The organism is Protofrankia sp. CiT1 (genome assembly GCF_917627335.1).
In the GTDB taxonomy this organism is placed as follows: Bacteria; Actinomycetota; Actinomycetes; order Frankiales; family Frankiaceae; genus Protofrankia.
Genome location: NZ_CAKJTP010000062.1, coordinates 6,307 through 21,129, shown reverse-complemented (window position 1 = coordinate 21,129; position 14,823 = coordinate 6,307). Strand labels below are relative to the sequence as shown.

General features: G+C 68.4%; 12 protein-coding genes and 1 pseudogene. 7 read left to right on the top strand and 6 right to left on the bottom strand.

Going from position 1 to position 14,823, the window contains the following annotated elements; genetic code table 11:
- Nucleotides 1–25: 25 nt before the first annotated feature.
- On the bottom strand, nt 26–997 hold the full coding sequence (locus tag MJ785_RS12205) for a PfkB family carbohydrate kinase (RefSeq protein WP_239380910.1): 972 nt from the start codon (nt 995–997) through the stop codon (nt 26–28).
- 44 nt (nt 998–1,041) lie between these two features.
- A complete protein-coding gene (locus MJ785_RS12200; RefSeq protein ID WP_239377092.1) occupies nt 1,042–2,286 on the bottom strand; it encodes a peptidase M50 in 1,245 nt (414 codons plus the stop codon).
- 420 nt (nt 2,287–2,706) lie between these two features.
- Here MJ785_RS12200 and MJ785_RS12195 point away from each other — a divergent pair, with 420 nt between their 5' ends.
- Together MJ785_RS12195 and MJ785_RS12190 are read left to right on the top strand one after the other, a co-directional pair.
- The gene (locus tag MJ785_RS12195; RefSeq protein ID WP_239380908.1) at nt 2,707–4,323 is read left to right on the top strand and encodes a putative T7SS-secreted protein; all 1,617 of its coding nucleotides are present in this window, start codon (nt 2,707–2,709) and stop codon (nt 4,321–4,323) included.
- Nucleotides 4,320–4,649: a hypothetical protein gene (locus MJ785_RS12190; RefSeq protein ID WP_239311172.1), complete on the top strand. Its 330-nt coding sequence runs from the start codon at nt 4,320–4,322 to the stop codon at nt 4,647–4,649. Before MJ785_RS12195 ends, MJ785_RS12190 begins: the two co-directional genes overlap by 4 nt.
- A 70-nt stretch (nt 4,650–4,719) precedes the next feature.
- Here MJ785_RS12190 and uvrB read toward each other — a convergent pair whose 3' ends face one another.
- Both uvrB and coaE read right to left on the bottom strand, forming a co-directional pair.
- On the bottom strand, nt 4,720–6,879 hold the full coding sequence (gene uvrB, locus MJ785_RS12185; protein ID WP_370651644.1) for an excinuclease ABC subunit UvrB: 2,160 nt from the start codon (nt 6,877–6,879) through the stop codon (nt 4,720–4,722).
- Between the two features lie 239 nt (nt 6,880–7,118).
- A complete protein-coding gene (gene coaE, locus MJ785_RS12180; RefSeq protein WP_370652935.1) occupies nt 7,119–7,994 on the bottom strand; it encodes a dephospho-CoA kinase in 876 nt (291 codons plus the stop codon).
- Between coaE and MJ785_RS12175 the strand changes: the two genes are divergently transcribed.
- Both MJ785_RS12175 and MJ785_RS12170 read left to right on the top strand, forming a co-directional pair.
- The gene (locus MJ785_RS12175; protein ID WP_239311173.1) at nt 7,993–9,054 is read left to right on the top strand and encodes a M4 family metallopeptidase; all 1,062 of its coding nucleotides are present in this window, start codon (nt 7,993–7,995) and stop codon (nt 9,052–9,054) included. The two genes, coaE and MJ785_RS12175, sit on opposite strands and share 2 nt — an antisense overlap.
- A 116-nt stretch (nt 9,055–9,170) precedes the next feature.
- The gene (locus tag MJ785_RS12170; protein WP_239311174.1) at nt 9,171–9,494 is read left to right on the top strand and encodes a protealysin inhibitor emfourin; all 324 of its coding nucleotides are present in this window, start codon (nt 9,171–9,173) and stop codon (nt 9,492–9,494) included.
- Between the two features lie 113 nt (nt 9,495–9,607).
- On the opposite strand, the gene MJ785_RS12165 is transcribed toward MJ785_RS12170, so the two are convergent.
- On the bottom strand, nt 9,608–9,973 hold the full coding sequence (locus MJ785_RS12165; protein ID WP_239311180.1) for an SHOCT domain-containing protein: 366 nt from the start codon (nt 9,971–9,973) through the stop codon (nt 9,608–9,610).
- Nucleotides 9,974–10,302: 329 nt separating this feature from the next.
- Between MJ785_RS12165 and MJ785_RS12160 the strand changes: the two genes are divergently transcribed.
- A complete protein-coding gene (locus tag MJ785_RS12160; RefSeq protein WP_239311175.1) occupies nt 10,303–10,998 on the top strand; it encodes an RNA polymerase sigma factor in 696 nt (231 codons plus the stop codon).
- A gap of 91 nt (nt 10,999–11,089) precedes the next feature.
- Here MJ785_RS12160 and rpsA read toward each other — a convergent pair whose 3' ends face one another.
- Nucleotides 11,090–12,571 carry a 30S ribosomal protein S1 gene (gene rpsA / locus MJ785_RS12155; protein ID WP_239346579.1) on the bottom strand — a complete coding sequence of 494 codons (1,482 nt, stop codon included), beginning with the start codon at nt 12,569–12,571 and terminating at the stop codon, nt 11,090–11,092.
- Between the two features lie 410 nt (nt 12,572–12,981).
- Here rpsA and MJ785_RS12150 point away from each other — a divergent pair, with 410 nt between their 5' ends.
- Together MJ785_RS12150 and MJ785_RS12145 are read left to right on the top strand one after the other, a co-directional pair.
- Nucleotides 12,982–13,830, top strand: a complete 849-nt coding sequence (locus MJ785_RS12150; RefSeq protein WP_239311182.1) for a class I SAM-dependent methyltransferase — start codon at nt 12,982–12,984, stop codon at nt 13,828–13,830.
- A gap of 153 nt (nt 13,831–13,983) precedes the next feature.
- A pseudogene (locus MJ785_RS12145) lies at nt 13,984–14,823 on the top strand (hypothetical protein); the annotation flags it as partial.

Genomic DNA, 14,823 nt, shown 5'->3' with positions numbered 1-14,823 from the left:
GGGGCAGCATCCCGCGGGCCGTCCCTCACAAAGGGAGCGCCGTGCTGGCCGCACCGGTGAACGTGTCAATCTCCTCACGGGACGCGATCGCCCGCGGGCCGATCCCCTCGATACTCAGGGCCGCCGCCGCGGTCGCGAACCGGACCGCCTCGCTCACCGTGCTCCCGCCTTCCAGCGAGATGAACAACGCACTGGCGAAAACGTCACCGGCCCCGGTGTCGTCGATGAGCTGAGATGTCGCGGCAGCCGGGAACTCCTGCGTACCGTTTGTCAGCAGGACCTCGCATCCGCCGGCTCCCTTGGTGACCACGACGATTCCGCCGGCCCGCCGAACCGCCTCGGCCACGTTTGCCAGGTAGGGCGCCTCATAGTCCGCAAACACCACCACGTCCAGGTGCGCGGCGGTCGGACCGTCGATCTCAAGGGGCTGGTGGTGGACGCGGCCGTGCTCGTCCCAGGAGCGGATCAGCCCCTGCGGGGTCAGTCCGAGCAGGCTCCGCGCACTCGCTCGAGCGGCCTCCTCAAGGAGGATCTCCCGTGCGACGGGGGCCAGGTGCAGCACGCGGCTTTCCGGAAGCCTGTCGAGGCCTGACGCCCGGCCCGCGGATTTTTCCAGCCATTGCGCCCGAAGACCATCAATGCTTTCGTTACGAAACCGTGTCGTGTCCGCCGAAGGCTGGATGTAGAGGACCGCCTCCGTCGCGAACGGCAACCAGACCGGTGCCAGTTCGGAACCCCGGCCCCGCCCGACTCCAGCGGCGCACAGGCCAAGGCGTGCCGCCTGGATGATGGCGTAGACCACGCTCCCGCCGACCGCGAGCGACGCATCGGGACGGACATCGACCGTCGGGTTCCCCACCGCCAGGTAATCAAGGGGCGGAGCACTGATCAATGCCTCGGCACTCCTGATCGTCATGGCCGCAACATTACTCGCGGGGCGCCACGCTCCCGGCAGCCCGAGCGAGCCGTTCAGCGCCGCCGCGCGCTCCTGCCGCACGCACGCAGACAGCCGGGCACGGCGTGGGAACACGACCGGAAGGATCAGTCACGGCCGGTTCGCGTGCTGGAAGCCGGCGCCACGGCCCTCCCCGTGGGCAGCGGCGTGACCGTCGCCAACGCCCTTGCGATCTCCGGATAGCCGACTGTACCGATCAGTCGCGGCCTGGCCGCGGCGTTCAGGGCTGCGTCCCCGGACATTCCGTCGCCGGCCTCGCCCTCGTCGTCGTCCAGGACAAGTGCGCAGCCGGCATCCGGACGCTCAGCCAGCCGCGGGAGCAGATCGCTCAGCAACTCACCCGGCGTGGTGGTGGGTACCGCGGCCAGCGGGACGCTGATCTTCGCCACTCGGGCAGACCCGTGGTCCTCACCCGGAACCGCAACAAGATCACACAGTTGTGTCACTCCGGTGAGAGCGCCGTTGACGTCGGCCACGGCAAACACCGTCTGTCCCCCCGCGGGCATCCGCGTGCGCGCCATCTCCTCGACAGCCGCGGACACTGTCCGCCAACCGGGCAGGATCTCGGGTGCGGGACCCATCACATCCCCGACCCGGACGCCCGCAAGCATCGTGTTCGTACGCAGCCGGGATCGTTCCGCCCGGCCCGAGGCGAGAGCGGGCCAACCGAGCAGCGCGACCCACAGACCCAGCGCACCCACCACAAAGACCGACGCCGCCCCCGCGGCGATCAGGATCCAACCAGTGATCATTCCAGCTCGGGCGACTGCCATGCCCGCCTGCTCACGGCTGCCGGTCCACCGGTGGACGATCGCGGTGAGCAGCCGCCCGCCATCGGTCCGCGGCGTGGGCAGCAGCTCCGACAACGTCATCAGCAACGCAAGAGCACCGGCCCAGAACCCGGCGCTGCCAGCCAATGCCAGCCCCCCGCTCGGGGCCAGCCAACCAAGCGTGACGAAACCCGCTCCACCGAGCCCACTGACCAGCAGCCCGACACAGGCGACGCGGGCTCCCGTCCGCGGTTCGTGGCTGTCGACGGTGGCGGCCCGCAGCCGGCTGCCAAAGACACCGACCGTGACCCCATCCACCCGTACGCCGGCCCGACGGGCAACGGCGGCCCGGGCGAGGTCGGCAGCCAGCAGCAGCGCGAGAAGAAGCCCGGCGCCGACGAGACCGGCGGACAGATACGCGACGGACGATCTGCCCGGCACCGTGGTGGGAAGCGTCCAGGCACCCAGCACAAAGCTCAGGACGCCGATGCTCACAGCCGCCCCGGGGCGCACCGAGACCGGCGTGCGGACCGTTCCCGTTGCCACCTGATCGACGGTCATGACCCTTCGATCCCCTTTCCGTCGCGGCCGCAAGCCGTGACAAAGATCGCGCTATGAGATCCCTCCCAAGGCCGCCGGACACGCGCCCCACCCACGCCGGTCCGGAGCCCACGAGGCCGGTCGGGCTTCCTCGGCCGCCTCAGCGAGACAGCGGCTCCCGCGGCAGTCGGCCAGGCCCGGTGGCCTCGCCGACCGGGCACCCGTCAGGGTGGCCGAAGAATCACTATACGCGCTACTATCAGACCATCTGCCCGTAATTATCCGCTTTTAAGCCTTTGTCCCTGACCCTGCCTGGACGGTGTCCATGACAGCTCCACGCCCGCTGTTGCACGATCCCCGCGTCCATCGAGCGCGTTCCGCGGAGCACACATCCCGACCGGCAGGCCCAAAGCCCGGCCTGGCCGGATACGCGCCGCGCCGATGAGCCGTCCCAGCGACTGGAGCGTCCTCGGCCTTGATAAGGATCCGGCTCCGGGCGACCTTTATGCCATCCGGGATCTCGCCCGGCGTTTCCTGGCATTCGCCGCTGACGTCGAACACGCGCGCGGGCAGGTCACCGCGGCTACCACCGGCAGCGTCACCCAGGCCTGGCTCGGTGCCGCCGGGGATACCTTCCGCGACGGGCTCAACGGCTTGCCCGAGCGGCTGTCCCGGCTCGAGACCTCCTACCGGATGGCCGGCCAGGCGCTCAAGGCCTACGCACCGATCCTGGACACCGCCCAGGCACAGGCCGGCCACGCGCTCTCCCGTGGCCGCGACGCCCGCGCCCGCCGCGACCACGCCGAAACGCTCCTCGGCCCGGCCCAGACCGCACTGACCAGCGCGGCCGCCAGCCTCACGGCCCTGGCCCGCGCGCACCATCCCGATGCCGCGGGAGCCGGGTGGCCAGACCCAGCCCAGGTCACGCGGGCACTGCGCGACCACGAAACCGCCCAGACCCGCCTCGAGCGGGCCCGCGGCACTGTTCACAGCGCCCAGGACGAGATCGAGACCGCCCGCCGCCTCGCCCTTGCCGCAGGCCAGCTGCGCGCGCACGCGGCACATACCTGCGCTCGGGCCATCCAGGCCGCGTCCCACGCCGGCATCCGCGACAGGCCCTGGTGGTCCTGGGAAAAAATCAAAAAAGCCGCCGGCGCGGCCTGGCATGCCACCGTCCGGGCCGCGAAAATCACCGTCGCTGTCTTCGGCGTCATCGCGATGCTCATCGGCGGACCAGCCGCCTGGATCGTGTGCGCCGCCGCGCTTGTCATCCTGGCCGACGCGCTGACCGCCTACGCCAACGGCGAGGCCTCCGGCTGGGAGGTCGGCTTCGCGTTACTCGGCTGCGTCCCCGGCGGCAGGGGCTTCACCACCACCGCGGGGCTCGCCCGTGGCCTGCGCGGGGGTGCCGCTCTCACCCGCGACGCCCGCACCGCCGCCCAGCTCCGCCTCACCACCATGGCCGCGCATCTGCGCGGCGCGCGCGGCCACCCCGCCATGCTGGCAAAAGGCCTGCTCTCCCACCCGGCGGCCGCCACCCCCGACGGCCATATCCGGATGGCCACCAGTGACCTCCGCGGTAACGCCCATCGCAGCGCTCCCGACACGTTTCGGTCGCCGCGGGGACCGCGGCACCACATCCGTGACGGCGTCCCGCTCGGTTTCGCCGGCCAGGAGGAGTTCCAGCGGTTCGCCGATACCCTGCACAAGGGCCTACGACAGGCCGGATATCCGGAAGCGCGGGGTATCATGCACGGAAGTTCTGTGACCGGGGCCAGTTTCCGAGAAAGGGTGCCGTTCGACGTGGCCAGAAAGAGCGACTTCGACGTCGCGATTGCCGATCAGTCGCTTTTCAGACGGGCGCGGGAGGCTGGCGTCGAGATTCGCGGGCACGGTAATCGGACCGCCCCACTCAGAAATCGCGAGCTCAAGGCGCTCGACCTGCTCACCCTCAGTAGAGAACTTTCTGGCCTGGCCGGCAGAAAAGTCGCCTTCATGTCGTATCGAGACCTTTCCGCGGCGGTCAGCAGATCGCCTTCGATTATTTTCCCACAATGACGGACGAAATATTTCTCTACGGATCCCGCCGGGCTGACATCGACACGCTGGCCGAGGAGATCGGCGATGCGCTCGGCGTGGTACCAGAAGCGCACGACAGTAGCTTTTTCGGCGCGTACTACTCCTTTGATGGAGCCGCCTTCGAAGCTCGGATCGAGCAGAACATGGATGCCCCCGAAGAGGCGGAGGAAAACAAACGGTACCAGTATCCGAGCAGAAAAGATCTCGTTTTGATGATGGAAATAACGATCACGGGTGGAGATCCCGAACAGCTCAAGAAATCGATTGACCGCATCGCTGGCATGGATTTTCTACGGACCTACTGACCGCGTGGCTTCAGGCGTTCCGCGGAGCCGGCATCCCGGTCGGCGAGAAGGCGAGAAGGCGACGGAGCAGCTATATGCCCGCCGCCTGCATGCCGCGCAGTTCCTTCTTCAGCTCGGCGATCTCGTCCCGCAGCCGGGCGGCCAGCTCAAACCGCAGCTCCTTGGCTGCCTCGTGCATCTGGTCATCAAGCTGGCGGATGAGCTGTGCCAGGTCGGAGCTGGGCATGCCCGCCAACTGCGCGGCGTGGCGTCCGACCGCGCCGTCATGGCCCGCTTTCGACGGCATGCCGGCTACCGGCGTCTGCCCACGGGACTGTGCGCGACCACCGCCACCGATCAGCTCGCCCTGTGCGCTCTCCCGCACGAGGTCGTCAAGGATATCGATGACCTTCTTACGCAGTGGCTGGGGATCGACGCCGCGCTCGGCGTTGTACGCGATCTGCTTCGCGCGCCGGCGGTTCGTCTCGTCGATCGCCCTGCGCATCGACGGAGTCACCGTGTCGGCGTACATGTGCACCTGACCGGAGACGTTGCGAGCCGCTCGGCCGATAGTCTGGATCAACGACTTGTCCGACCGCAGGAAACCCTCCTTGTCCGCGTCGAGGATCGAGACCAGTGAGACCTCGGGCAGATCAAGCCCCTCCCGCAACAGGTTGATACCCACCAGCACATCGAACTCACCCTTGCGCAGCTCGGTGAGCAGCTCGATGCGACGCAGCGTGTCAACCTCGCTGTGCAGGTAACGGACCCGGATACCGAGTTCGAGGAGGTAGTCGGTGAGGTCCTCGGCCATCTTCTTGGTCAGCGTGGTGACCAGCACCCGTTCGTCACGTTCGGCGCGCGTGCGGATCTCACCGATGAGGTCGTCGATCTGGCCCTTGGTCGGCTTCAGCACGACCTCCGGATCAAGCAAGCCGGTCGGCCGGATGATCTGTTCGACCACCCCATCGGACCGGGACAGCTCGTATGGCCCGGGTGTCGCCGACAGATACACGGTCTGGCCGATGCGCGCGCAGAACTCCTCCCAGCGCAGCGGCCGGTTGTCCATGGCGCTCGGCAGCCGGAAACCGTGCTCGACCAGGTTGCGCTTGCGGGACATGTCGCCCTCGAACATCCCGCCGATCTGCGGGACCGTGACATGCGACTCGTCGATGACCAGCAGGAAATCGTCCGGGAAGTAATCGAGCAACGTGTGCGGCGCGGTGCCGGCCGCACGTCCGTCGATGTGCCGGGAGTAGTTCTCGATCCCGGAGCAGAAACCGACCTGGCGCATCATCTCGATGTCGTAGGTGGTGCGCATCCGCAGCCGCTGGGCCTCCAGCAGCTTGCCCTGGCGTTCCATCTCGGCGAGCCGCTCGGCGAGCTCCGCCTCGATGCCCGCGATCGCCCGCTCCATCCGTTCCGGGCCGGCGACATAGTGCGAGGCGGGAAAGACGAACACATCACTCGCCTCACGGACGATCTCCCCAGTCACCGGATGCAGATAGGCCATCCGTTCGATCTCGTCACCGAACATCTCGATCCGGACGGCGAGCTCCTCGTAGACGGGAAACACCTCGATGGTGTCGCCGCGAACGCGGAACGTTCCCCGGGTAAAGGCAAGATCGTTGCGGGTGTACTGGACATCGACGAACCGGCGCAGCAACCTGTCACGCTCTATGTCGTCCCCGACTCGCAGCCGGACCATACGCTCGACATACTCCTGCGGAGTACCCAGACCGTAGATGCAGCTCACGCTTGCCACCACCACCACGTCCCTACGCGTGAGCAGGCTCATGGTGGCCGAATGGCGCAGCCGCTCGACCTCCTCGTTGATGGACGAGTCCTTCTCGATATAGGTATCGGTCTGGGCGATATACGCTTCTGGCTGATAGTAGTCATAATACGACACGAAGTACTCGACGGCGTTGTGCGGCAGCAGCTCCCGGAACTCGTTGGCCAGCTGCGCGGCGAGGGTCTTGTTCGGTGCCATCACCAGGGTCGGGCGCTGCACCTGCTCGACGAGCCACGCGGTGGTCGCCGACTTGCCGGTACCGGTCGCGCCGAGCAGGACGATGTCGGTGTCACCGGCACGGACGCGGCGGGCGAGCTCCGCGATCGCGGCCGGCTGGTCACCGGACGGCTCGAAGTCCGACACGACCCGCAACGGCGCGGTCGAACGGTCAATGCCGTTACCCGGGCGATCGCTACCAGGATGATCAGCGGCGGGGTGATCAGTGGTGGGAGGCACGTGTCCTACAACACCACAGCGGTCCGACAGTTTCCGGCCGGCATCGGTAAGAGGCTCCGGCAACAGGGGTGTGGATCAAGGGGCGGGGCTGGGGTGCGTGCGGCGCGAGGCGGCGGAGGGAGCCACCGGAGGTGGTGGGTGGCGACCGACGAGCCGGGGTACCCGTGCATCGCGCGGCGATGGATGGGGAGCGATGCGGCGAGGTGCGTGCCCTGGCCCCGCGACGCCGCGTCGCCGGCCTACGGGCAACGGCCGCGCAGGCTCGTCCACACCTCGTCCACCCGAGCACGAAGATCTTCCAAACTGCCGCTGTTGTCCAGCAGGATGTCGGCCACCGCGCGGCGAGCGGAATCCGACGCCTGGTTCGCCATCCGCGCCAGCGCCTGCTCCCGCCCCAGCCCCCGAGCCTCCAGGCGGGCAAGGCGGACGCCAGGTGGCGCCTCCACGACGACAATCACATCGTAACCGCCGGAGAGCCCGGCCTCGACGAGCAACGGCACGTCGTACACGACCACCGCGTCGCTGGGAGCGGCGGCCATACGGCGGACCGCCTCCGCACCGACCAGCGGATGTGTGATCGCCTCCAGGCGACGGCGGGCGGCGGAGTCGGCGAACACCACCGCCCCGAGCGCCTCCCGATCAAGGCTGCCATCGGCACGCAGCAGATGCGGCCCGAACTCCGCCACAACGGCCAGCAGCCCCGGCGTGCCCACGGCGACGACCTCCCGCGCGATCGCGTCCGCGTCGATCACAACGGCACCGTGGCCGGCCAGCATACGCGCCACCGCGCTCTTGCCCGCGCCGATCCCACCGGTCAGCCCCACTCGCAGCACGTCGCCGAGTCTGCCGCATCCCCGGTTGTCCCCGATACGGCGGCATCCGGATAAGAGCGGCATCCGGCACGAGGGGACACGGGGCCTGGACCTGGGTTCGGGCAGCGGACCAACTCCGGTGAGTGACCGAAATCGAAAAACAATATATAAAAAATAATAGTAGACATATATCGCGATATCCATCATGGTCGGCGGTGAGCCCGTGACGTTCCGGCCGCTGGTCGCGCCGTGGCCGAAGAGCGGCATCCGACGTTCACGTCCGTCCTCCAGGAGCTGCCTCATGGCCGGATACCACCGCCACGCGCCCTGCGCGGTACCGTCGCACCTGCTCGAGCGCATCGCGCGCAACGGCACCGACGAGCAGCGCTCCTGGGCGCTGTCCACACTGGCCCACGACACCTCGGTGCGCTCCGTGCGGATGTATAACGCCCTGCTGCGCAACCGCCCCACAGACACGCTGCTGCCCCGGCTGGCGCCGGCCGGCACCGCCGACCGGGTCGTCTGCGACGCCACCGGCACGGAGATCCTGCCGGGGCGGCCCGTACGCGCCGAAGGCGGCGATCCCACCGGGGACACCGCCGTCAACGAGGCGTACGACGGCCTCGGCGCGACCTTCGCCTTCCTGCGGGACGTCTACGGCCGTGACTCCATCGACGACGAGGGAGTCACGCTGCGCGCGAGCGTCCACTACGGCGACCACTACGACAACGCGTTCTGGGACGGTCGGCAGCTGGTTTTCGGCGACGGCGACGGCGAGCTGTTCAGCGGTTTCACCACCTCTCTGGACATCATCGGACACGAACTGACACACGGCGTGACCGAGGACGAGGCGCAGCTGATGTATTTCAACCAGCCAGGCGCCCTCAGCGAATCGTTGAGTGATGTGTTCGGCTCGCTGGTCAAGCAGTACGCGCTGGGGCAGACCGCCGATCAGGCCGACTGGCTGATCGGGGCGGATCTGCTCGCTCCGGGTGTGGCCGGGGCTGCGTTGCGGTCCATGAAAGAGCCTGGCACGGCGTTCGATGACCCAGTACTCGGGGAGGACAACCAGCCCGGCCACATGGATGGCTATGTTCGCACCACGACCGACAACGGCGGCGTGCACATCAACTCCGGCATCCCCAACCGCGCCTTCTACCTCGCCGCGGCGGCCATCGGCGGAAAGGCCTGGGAAAAGACCGGCCTCATCTGGTACGACACGCTACGGGCAGCGCGGCTGCGGCCGAACTCCACCTTCCGGGCCTTCGCCGCGCTCACCGTCCGGCAGGCCCGGCTGCTGTTCGGCGCCGACGAAGTGACGGCTGTCACGCAGGCATGGCGCGCCGTCGGCGTCACCGTGTAGTCAGCGTCACCGGGTAAGAACGCCGGGCAACAGGGGCGCGTCCCAGGTTCCCGGCAGCGCGATGCCGGCTGGTCCGAACTCGAGCCAGCGACACGATCATAGGTGACAATCATGGAATGAGTGATGAACACGTGCGGATCGTCCTGGAACGGTCGGGGGGGTTTGTCGGACAAGCGATCAGGCGTGGTCTCGACAGCGCCGCGCTCCCCGCCGACGAGGCCGCGCGGCTGCGTGGCCTCGTCGCTGGCGTGGAAGCGTCCGGCGGCCGTCCGGACCGCCCGTCCACCCTGGCGGCCCGCCCCGACCGCTTCACCTACACCCTGGAGGTCGACCGGGGCGGACATCGGCTCGTCCGGCGCTTCAGCGAGCCGGTCCCCGCGGAGCTGCGCCAGCTGCTCACGCTGCTGTCGAGAGCGCCGCTGCTGCCAGCCCACCGGTAGGACCGAACAGCCCCCACCGGGCATGACGTACGGCCACAGCAACCGCGCTATCCACAACCAACAACCCCAACACATATAACACGTACAGCACGTATAACGGCCAGACAAGGGGATCAGGCGAGCACCTTGGCTTTCATCCGGTCGAATTCCGCATCGGAGATCGCACCGCGATCCCGCAGCTCGGCGAGCCTGGTCAGCTCGTCGGACGGGCTCGCCGTTCCCGAGGCCGAGCTTCCCGAGACCGAGCGCACGTAGTCGCGGAACTCCCGGTCCTGGCTCGCGGCCCGCCGCGCCGCGCGTTCGTGCATGCTATCACCCCGGAAAATCAGATATGCCAGCACGCCGAACAAGGGCAGCACAATCACAAAAATAACCCAGGCGGCCTTTCCCCAGCCGGACAGATCATGGCTCATAAAAATATCTGATATGACAACAAACAACAGATAGAACCACAATATGAACAAGAAGAACCACAGCATCGTCCAGAAGACACTGAGCAACGGATACTGATAACCGGTCTGCACGAGACCACCCCCTCGGTCGCCCGCACGCCCTTCTGGTTCCCGACCCACACAGCCGGTAGAAGGCTCGCGAGTCACGGCATCGCTGCCCCGTGTATTACCCACCGGCGGACCCCGCTACCGTGCCGGGCGGTGACGGCCGGCCGGTCACCCCCGCAAGATGAATTCCAGGCGATCCCTCCCGCATTCTGTTGATCTTCTGGTATATCGATGCCACGCCGAGCCGACCACTCGCCGAAGGCAGGTGCTGGTGGACCGCTCACCTCGGTCATGGGACACTTCGCGCCGTGCTTTCCGCGGCCGCGCCCCGCGGCGCGGACGACCCGCCCGCAGACGCTTCCCTCATACGGGTCCCCGCCCGGCCCACCACCCGGTCCGCAGCCTCAGCCACACCGCCCGCACAGCCACCGCGGCCCGCCGACCTCACCGCGGAGCAGCTCCGCGACCTGCATGCCCGGCTCGCCGCCGGCGATGCTCAGGCACTCACCGACGTGCACGCCCGCTATGCCCGCTACCTCGTGGCCGTGGCCGCCCGGATCACCGCGGATCCCGAGGCCGCGGCCGAGATCGCGCAGGACGTCCTGGTGCATCTGTGGGAACACCCGTTACGGTTTGATCCCGACCGTGGCAGTCTGCGCGCCTACCTGGCCGTCATCACCCGGCGGCGCGCTATTGACTGGCTCCGGCGGGAGAACGCGCGCCGGCCCTCCGATGCCGTCGCCCGGGAGCTGGCCGCACGGTCGGACACCCCCGCCGCCGATACCGAGGTGCTGGCCGAGATCACCGCGGCGATCGTGCGCCGCGGTGTGGCGGAGCTGCCCACCATGCTTCGGGAAACGGTGGAACTCGCGTTCTTCGACGAATGCACCTATCGCGAGGTGGCAACCCGGCTCACCATTCCGGAGGGCACCGCGAAGTCCCGGATCCGCGCGGCCCTGCGGAAACTAGCGGTCCGGCTGGAGCGCGAAGGGGTCCGCCACTGAACGGCAGACACCAGACGCACACGGGGCCCGCGGAAGATTCCCGCGGGCCCCGCCGTACGCTGCCCGGGGCGTACCCGCCCCAGTTCTAGGACTATTCCCGGCCGAACTGCTCCCGAAGACGGCGAAGCGCGTCCTCATCGATCGCGGAAGCGGGCTGGTCGGGCTCCGCGGAGGTGTAGGACGACGGAGCGACCGCGGCGGCCTCGGCCTCCTGGGCGGCCCGGATCTGTGCCTGGTGCGCCTCGTAGCGCTGCTGCGCCTCGGCGTACTGCCGCTCCCACTCGGCCTGCTGGTCTTCAAAGCCAGGCAGCCATTCCCCCGTCTCCGGGTCGAAGCCCTCGGGGTAGACGTAGTTGCCCTGCTCGTCGTACTTGGCCTCCATCCCGTACTGGGACGGGTCGAACGCCTCTCCCTCACCGACAAGGGCGCTGGAGTCGTTCGCCTGCTTGAGGGAGAGACTGATCCGGCGACGGTCCAGATCGATGTCGATGACCTTGACGAGGATCTCGTCGCCGACGTTCACGACCTGCTCGGGGATCTCCACATGCCGCTCGGCCAGCTCGGAGATGTGCACCAGGCCTTCGATCCCCTCGTCCACCCGGACGAACGCGCCGAACGGCACAAGCTTGGTGACCCGGCCCGGGACGACCTGGCCAATCGCGTGGGTGCGGGCGAACTGACGCCACGGGTCCTCCTGCGTGGCCTTCAGCGACAGCGACACCCGCTCGCGCTCCAGATCGACGTCGAGGACCTCGACCGTGACCTCCTGGCCGACCTCCACAACCTCCGACGGGTGGTCGATGTGCTTCCAGGAGAGCTCGGAGACGTGCACCAGGCCGTCGACACCACCAAGATCGACAAAGGCCCCGAAGTTGACGATGGAGCTGACGACGCCCTTGCGGATCTGCCCCTTGGCAAGCTGCGCGAGGAACTCCGACCGGACCTCGCTCTGGGTCTGCTCCAACCACGCGCGCCGGGACAGAACCACGTTGTTCCGGTTCTTGTCCAGCTCGATGATCTTGGCTTCGAGCTCGCGGCCGACGTAGGGCTGCAGATCGCGCACGCGGCGCATCTCCACCAACGACGCCGGCAGGAAGCCCCGCAGCCCGATGTCGAGGATGAGACCGCCCTTGACGACCTCGATGACGGTGCCGTTGACGACGCCGTCCTCCTCCTTGAGCTTCTCGATCGTGCCCCAGGCGCGCTCGTACTGAGCGCGCTTCTTGGACAGGATGAGACGGCCTTCCTTGTCCTCCTTCTGGAGGACAAGCGCCTCTACGTGATCACCGACCGTCACGACCTCGTGCGGGTCGACATCGTGCTTGATCGAAAGCTCCCGCGAGGGGATCACACCTTCGGTCTTGTAACCGATGTCAAGAAGCACCTCATCGCGGTCCACCTTGACGATGGTTCCGTCGACGATGTCACCGTCGTTGAAGAATTTGATCGTTTTATCGACGGCGGCGAGGAAGTCCTCAGCCGAGCCGATGTCGTTGACCGCGACCTGCGGGGTGGTCGGGGCGGGCGGTGTGGTCACGGTCTCCACGGGTCGTACGTCGGTGGTGCTCGTCAAGGGGTCGGCTCCGGACTACGGGTTCGTCGTATACACGGGAGACCGGATCGAACCGCCGAGACGGAGGGACAGGGACCGTGCAAAACGAACACTGTCGGTACCGATAGCGACGCTCGAGCGGATCTGCTAGGTCTGAGATCCACAGACTCTCGTGCCAGACCCAAGTCTAGGGATCGGTGTCCAGGGTGGTCAACGCCATCGCGGGTCAACCTCGTCCCGCGCCGGAGTGGATCGCGTCGCAACCCGCGAACCCGACCGGGACGCGACCAGAACGCGGCCGGGGAACACCATCGGGACGCGGGGACGCACGCAACGGACAACCACCCCCCATTCGAAGATCGAAAGACGCTGCGAGGATCGATGCCGTGAACGGACCAGAACCCGCCAGACCGGACGCGCCCCGGCCCGTCCTGCCGCGGTACCCCCCGGGCGGGTATCACCCCGCTGAGTTCGGCTACAGCGATGTCGACGACGACAGCGCCAGATGGGCCAACCGCGGCTACTGGGACGCCACCGCCGATGACTACCAGGCCGAGCACGGCGCCTTCCTCGGGGACGCCGACTTCCGCTGGTGCCCGGAGGGCTTGCGGGAGGCGGACGCGCGGCTGCTCGGCGAGGTCCGCGGCCGGACGGTGCTGGAAATCGGCTGCGGCGGCGCACAGTGCGCCCGCTGGCTGGTCACTCGCGGCGCGGACGTGGTGGCGCTGGACCTTTCCGCCGGCCAGCTGCGGCACGCCCGGACGCTGTCGGCCGCCACCGGGGTGGCTGTGGCCCTGATCCAGGCCGACGCCACCCGGTTGCCGCTGGCTGACACGAGCGTGGACCTGGCCTGCTCGGCCTTTGGCGCGATCCCCTTCGTCGCGGACAGCGCGGCTGTCATGCGCGAGGTCGCCCGGGTGCTGCGTCCCGGCGGGCGCTGGGTCTTCTCCACCACGCACCCGATGATCTGGTCGTTTCCCGATCATCCGGGCAAGGAGGGCCTCACCGTGGTCCGGAGCTACTTCGACCGGCGAGCATACGTCGAGCGGGACTGGGCCGGCCGGACGAGCTACGCCGAGACCCACCGGACCGTCGGTGACCGCGTCCGGGAGCTGGTGGCGGCCGGCCTGATCCTGCGCGACCTGATCGAACCGGAATGGCCGGCGGGCCATGACCGGGTGTGGGGCCAGTGGGGGCCGGTACGCGGCCGCCTGTTCCCATCCACCGCGATCTTCGTGACCGAGAAGGCCGCCGGTCCCGCGGGAGAACCCGTCCGGTGAACGCGGTCACCCGTGTGATGCGGCGGTAACCAGACTGGATGATCAAATCGGGTGATCGAAGTGTCTTTGGGTCGGCCGGCCGGAGTCCGCCATGGCCGGCCACGGATTTCCAGCTACCAGCTTGTTACCATTAGCAATGGGAATGCTACTGTCGTGACCTGGTGGGATGACACAGCAGCCAACCGTCCGGGCGCGGTGGATGTAGGCGCGGTACCGCTTGCCCAACGCCCGTATCCGCCCGCACTCGGCCCGGTCGGCGGAGTCCCGCTCGCGCCCCCGGCGGCATCCCGGCGGGCGCTACGGGGCGCCATCCGCGGCGCGTCCCCGCTGGCGCTTGCCGCGATCACCGCCAATATCGCGAACCTGATCGTCACGCTGCTGCTGGCCCGTCAGCTGTCCACTGCCTCCTACGGGACGCTGGCTCAGTTGCTGGCGCTGTTCTTCGTGGTGTCCATGCCGGGCAGCGCCCTGCTCGTCGGCGTCGTCCGCACGGTGACACCCTGGCAGCAGGCCGGCGAGACGGTACTGATCGACCAGTGGGTCGCGCGGGTGCGGCGGGCTGGTGTCGCGCTGGTCGCGCTGACCGCGATGACGAGCCTGCTGCTGCGGGGGGTGATCGCCACAGCCCTGTCCCTGCCGAACCCCCGCGGTGTCGCCGAGATTCTCACCGCGGGCGCGGCCTGGTGCCTGCTCTGCGTGGACCGCGGGCTGCTCCAGTCCACCCGCGCATACGCGGGCCTGGCGGCGAACCTGGTGCTGGAAGGCCTGGTCCGGGGGGCGCTCGCGGTCGGGCTGGTGCTGGCGGGCCTCGGTGTCGGCGGTGTCTGCCTGGCGATCCTCCTCAGTGTTCTCGTCGGGCTCGGGCATGGACGGACGGTCATCGCCACGCGCTCCGGCCGTCACCAGGCGTATATCGACCTGCCCGCCGCCCGCGCGGCGCGCCCGGTTCACCCGGGCGGCTATCCGGTGCCGGGGCCTGCGCCGGGGCCTGCG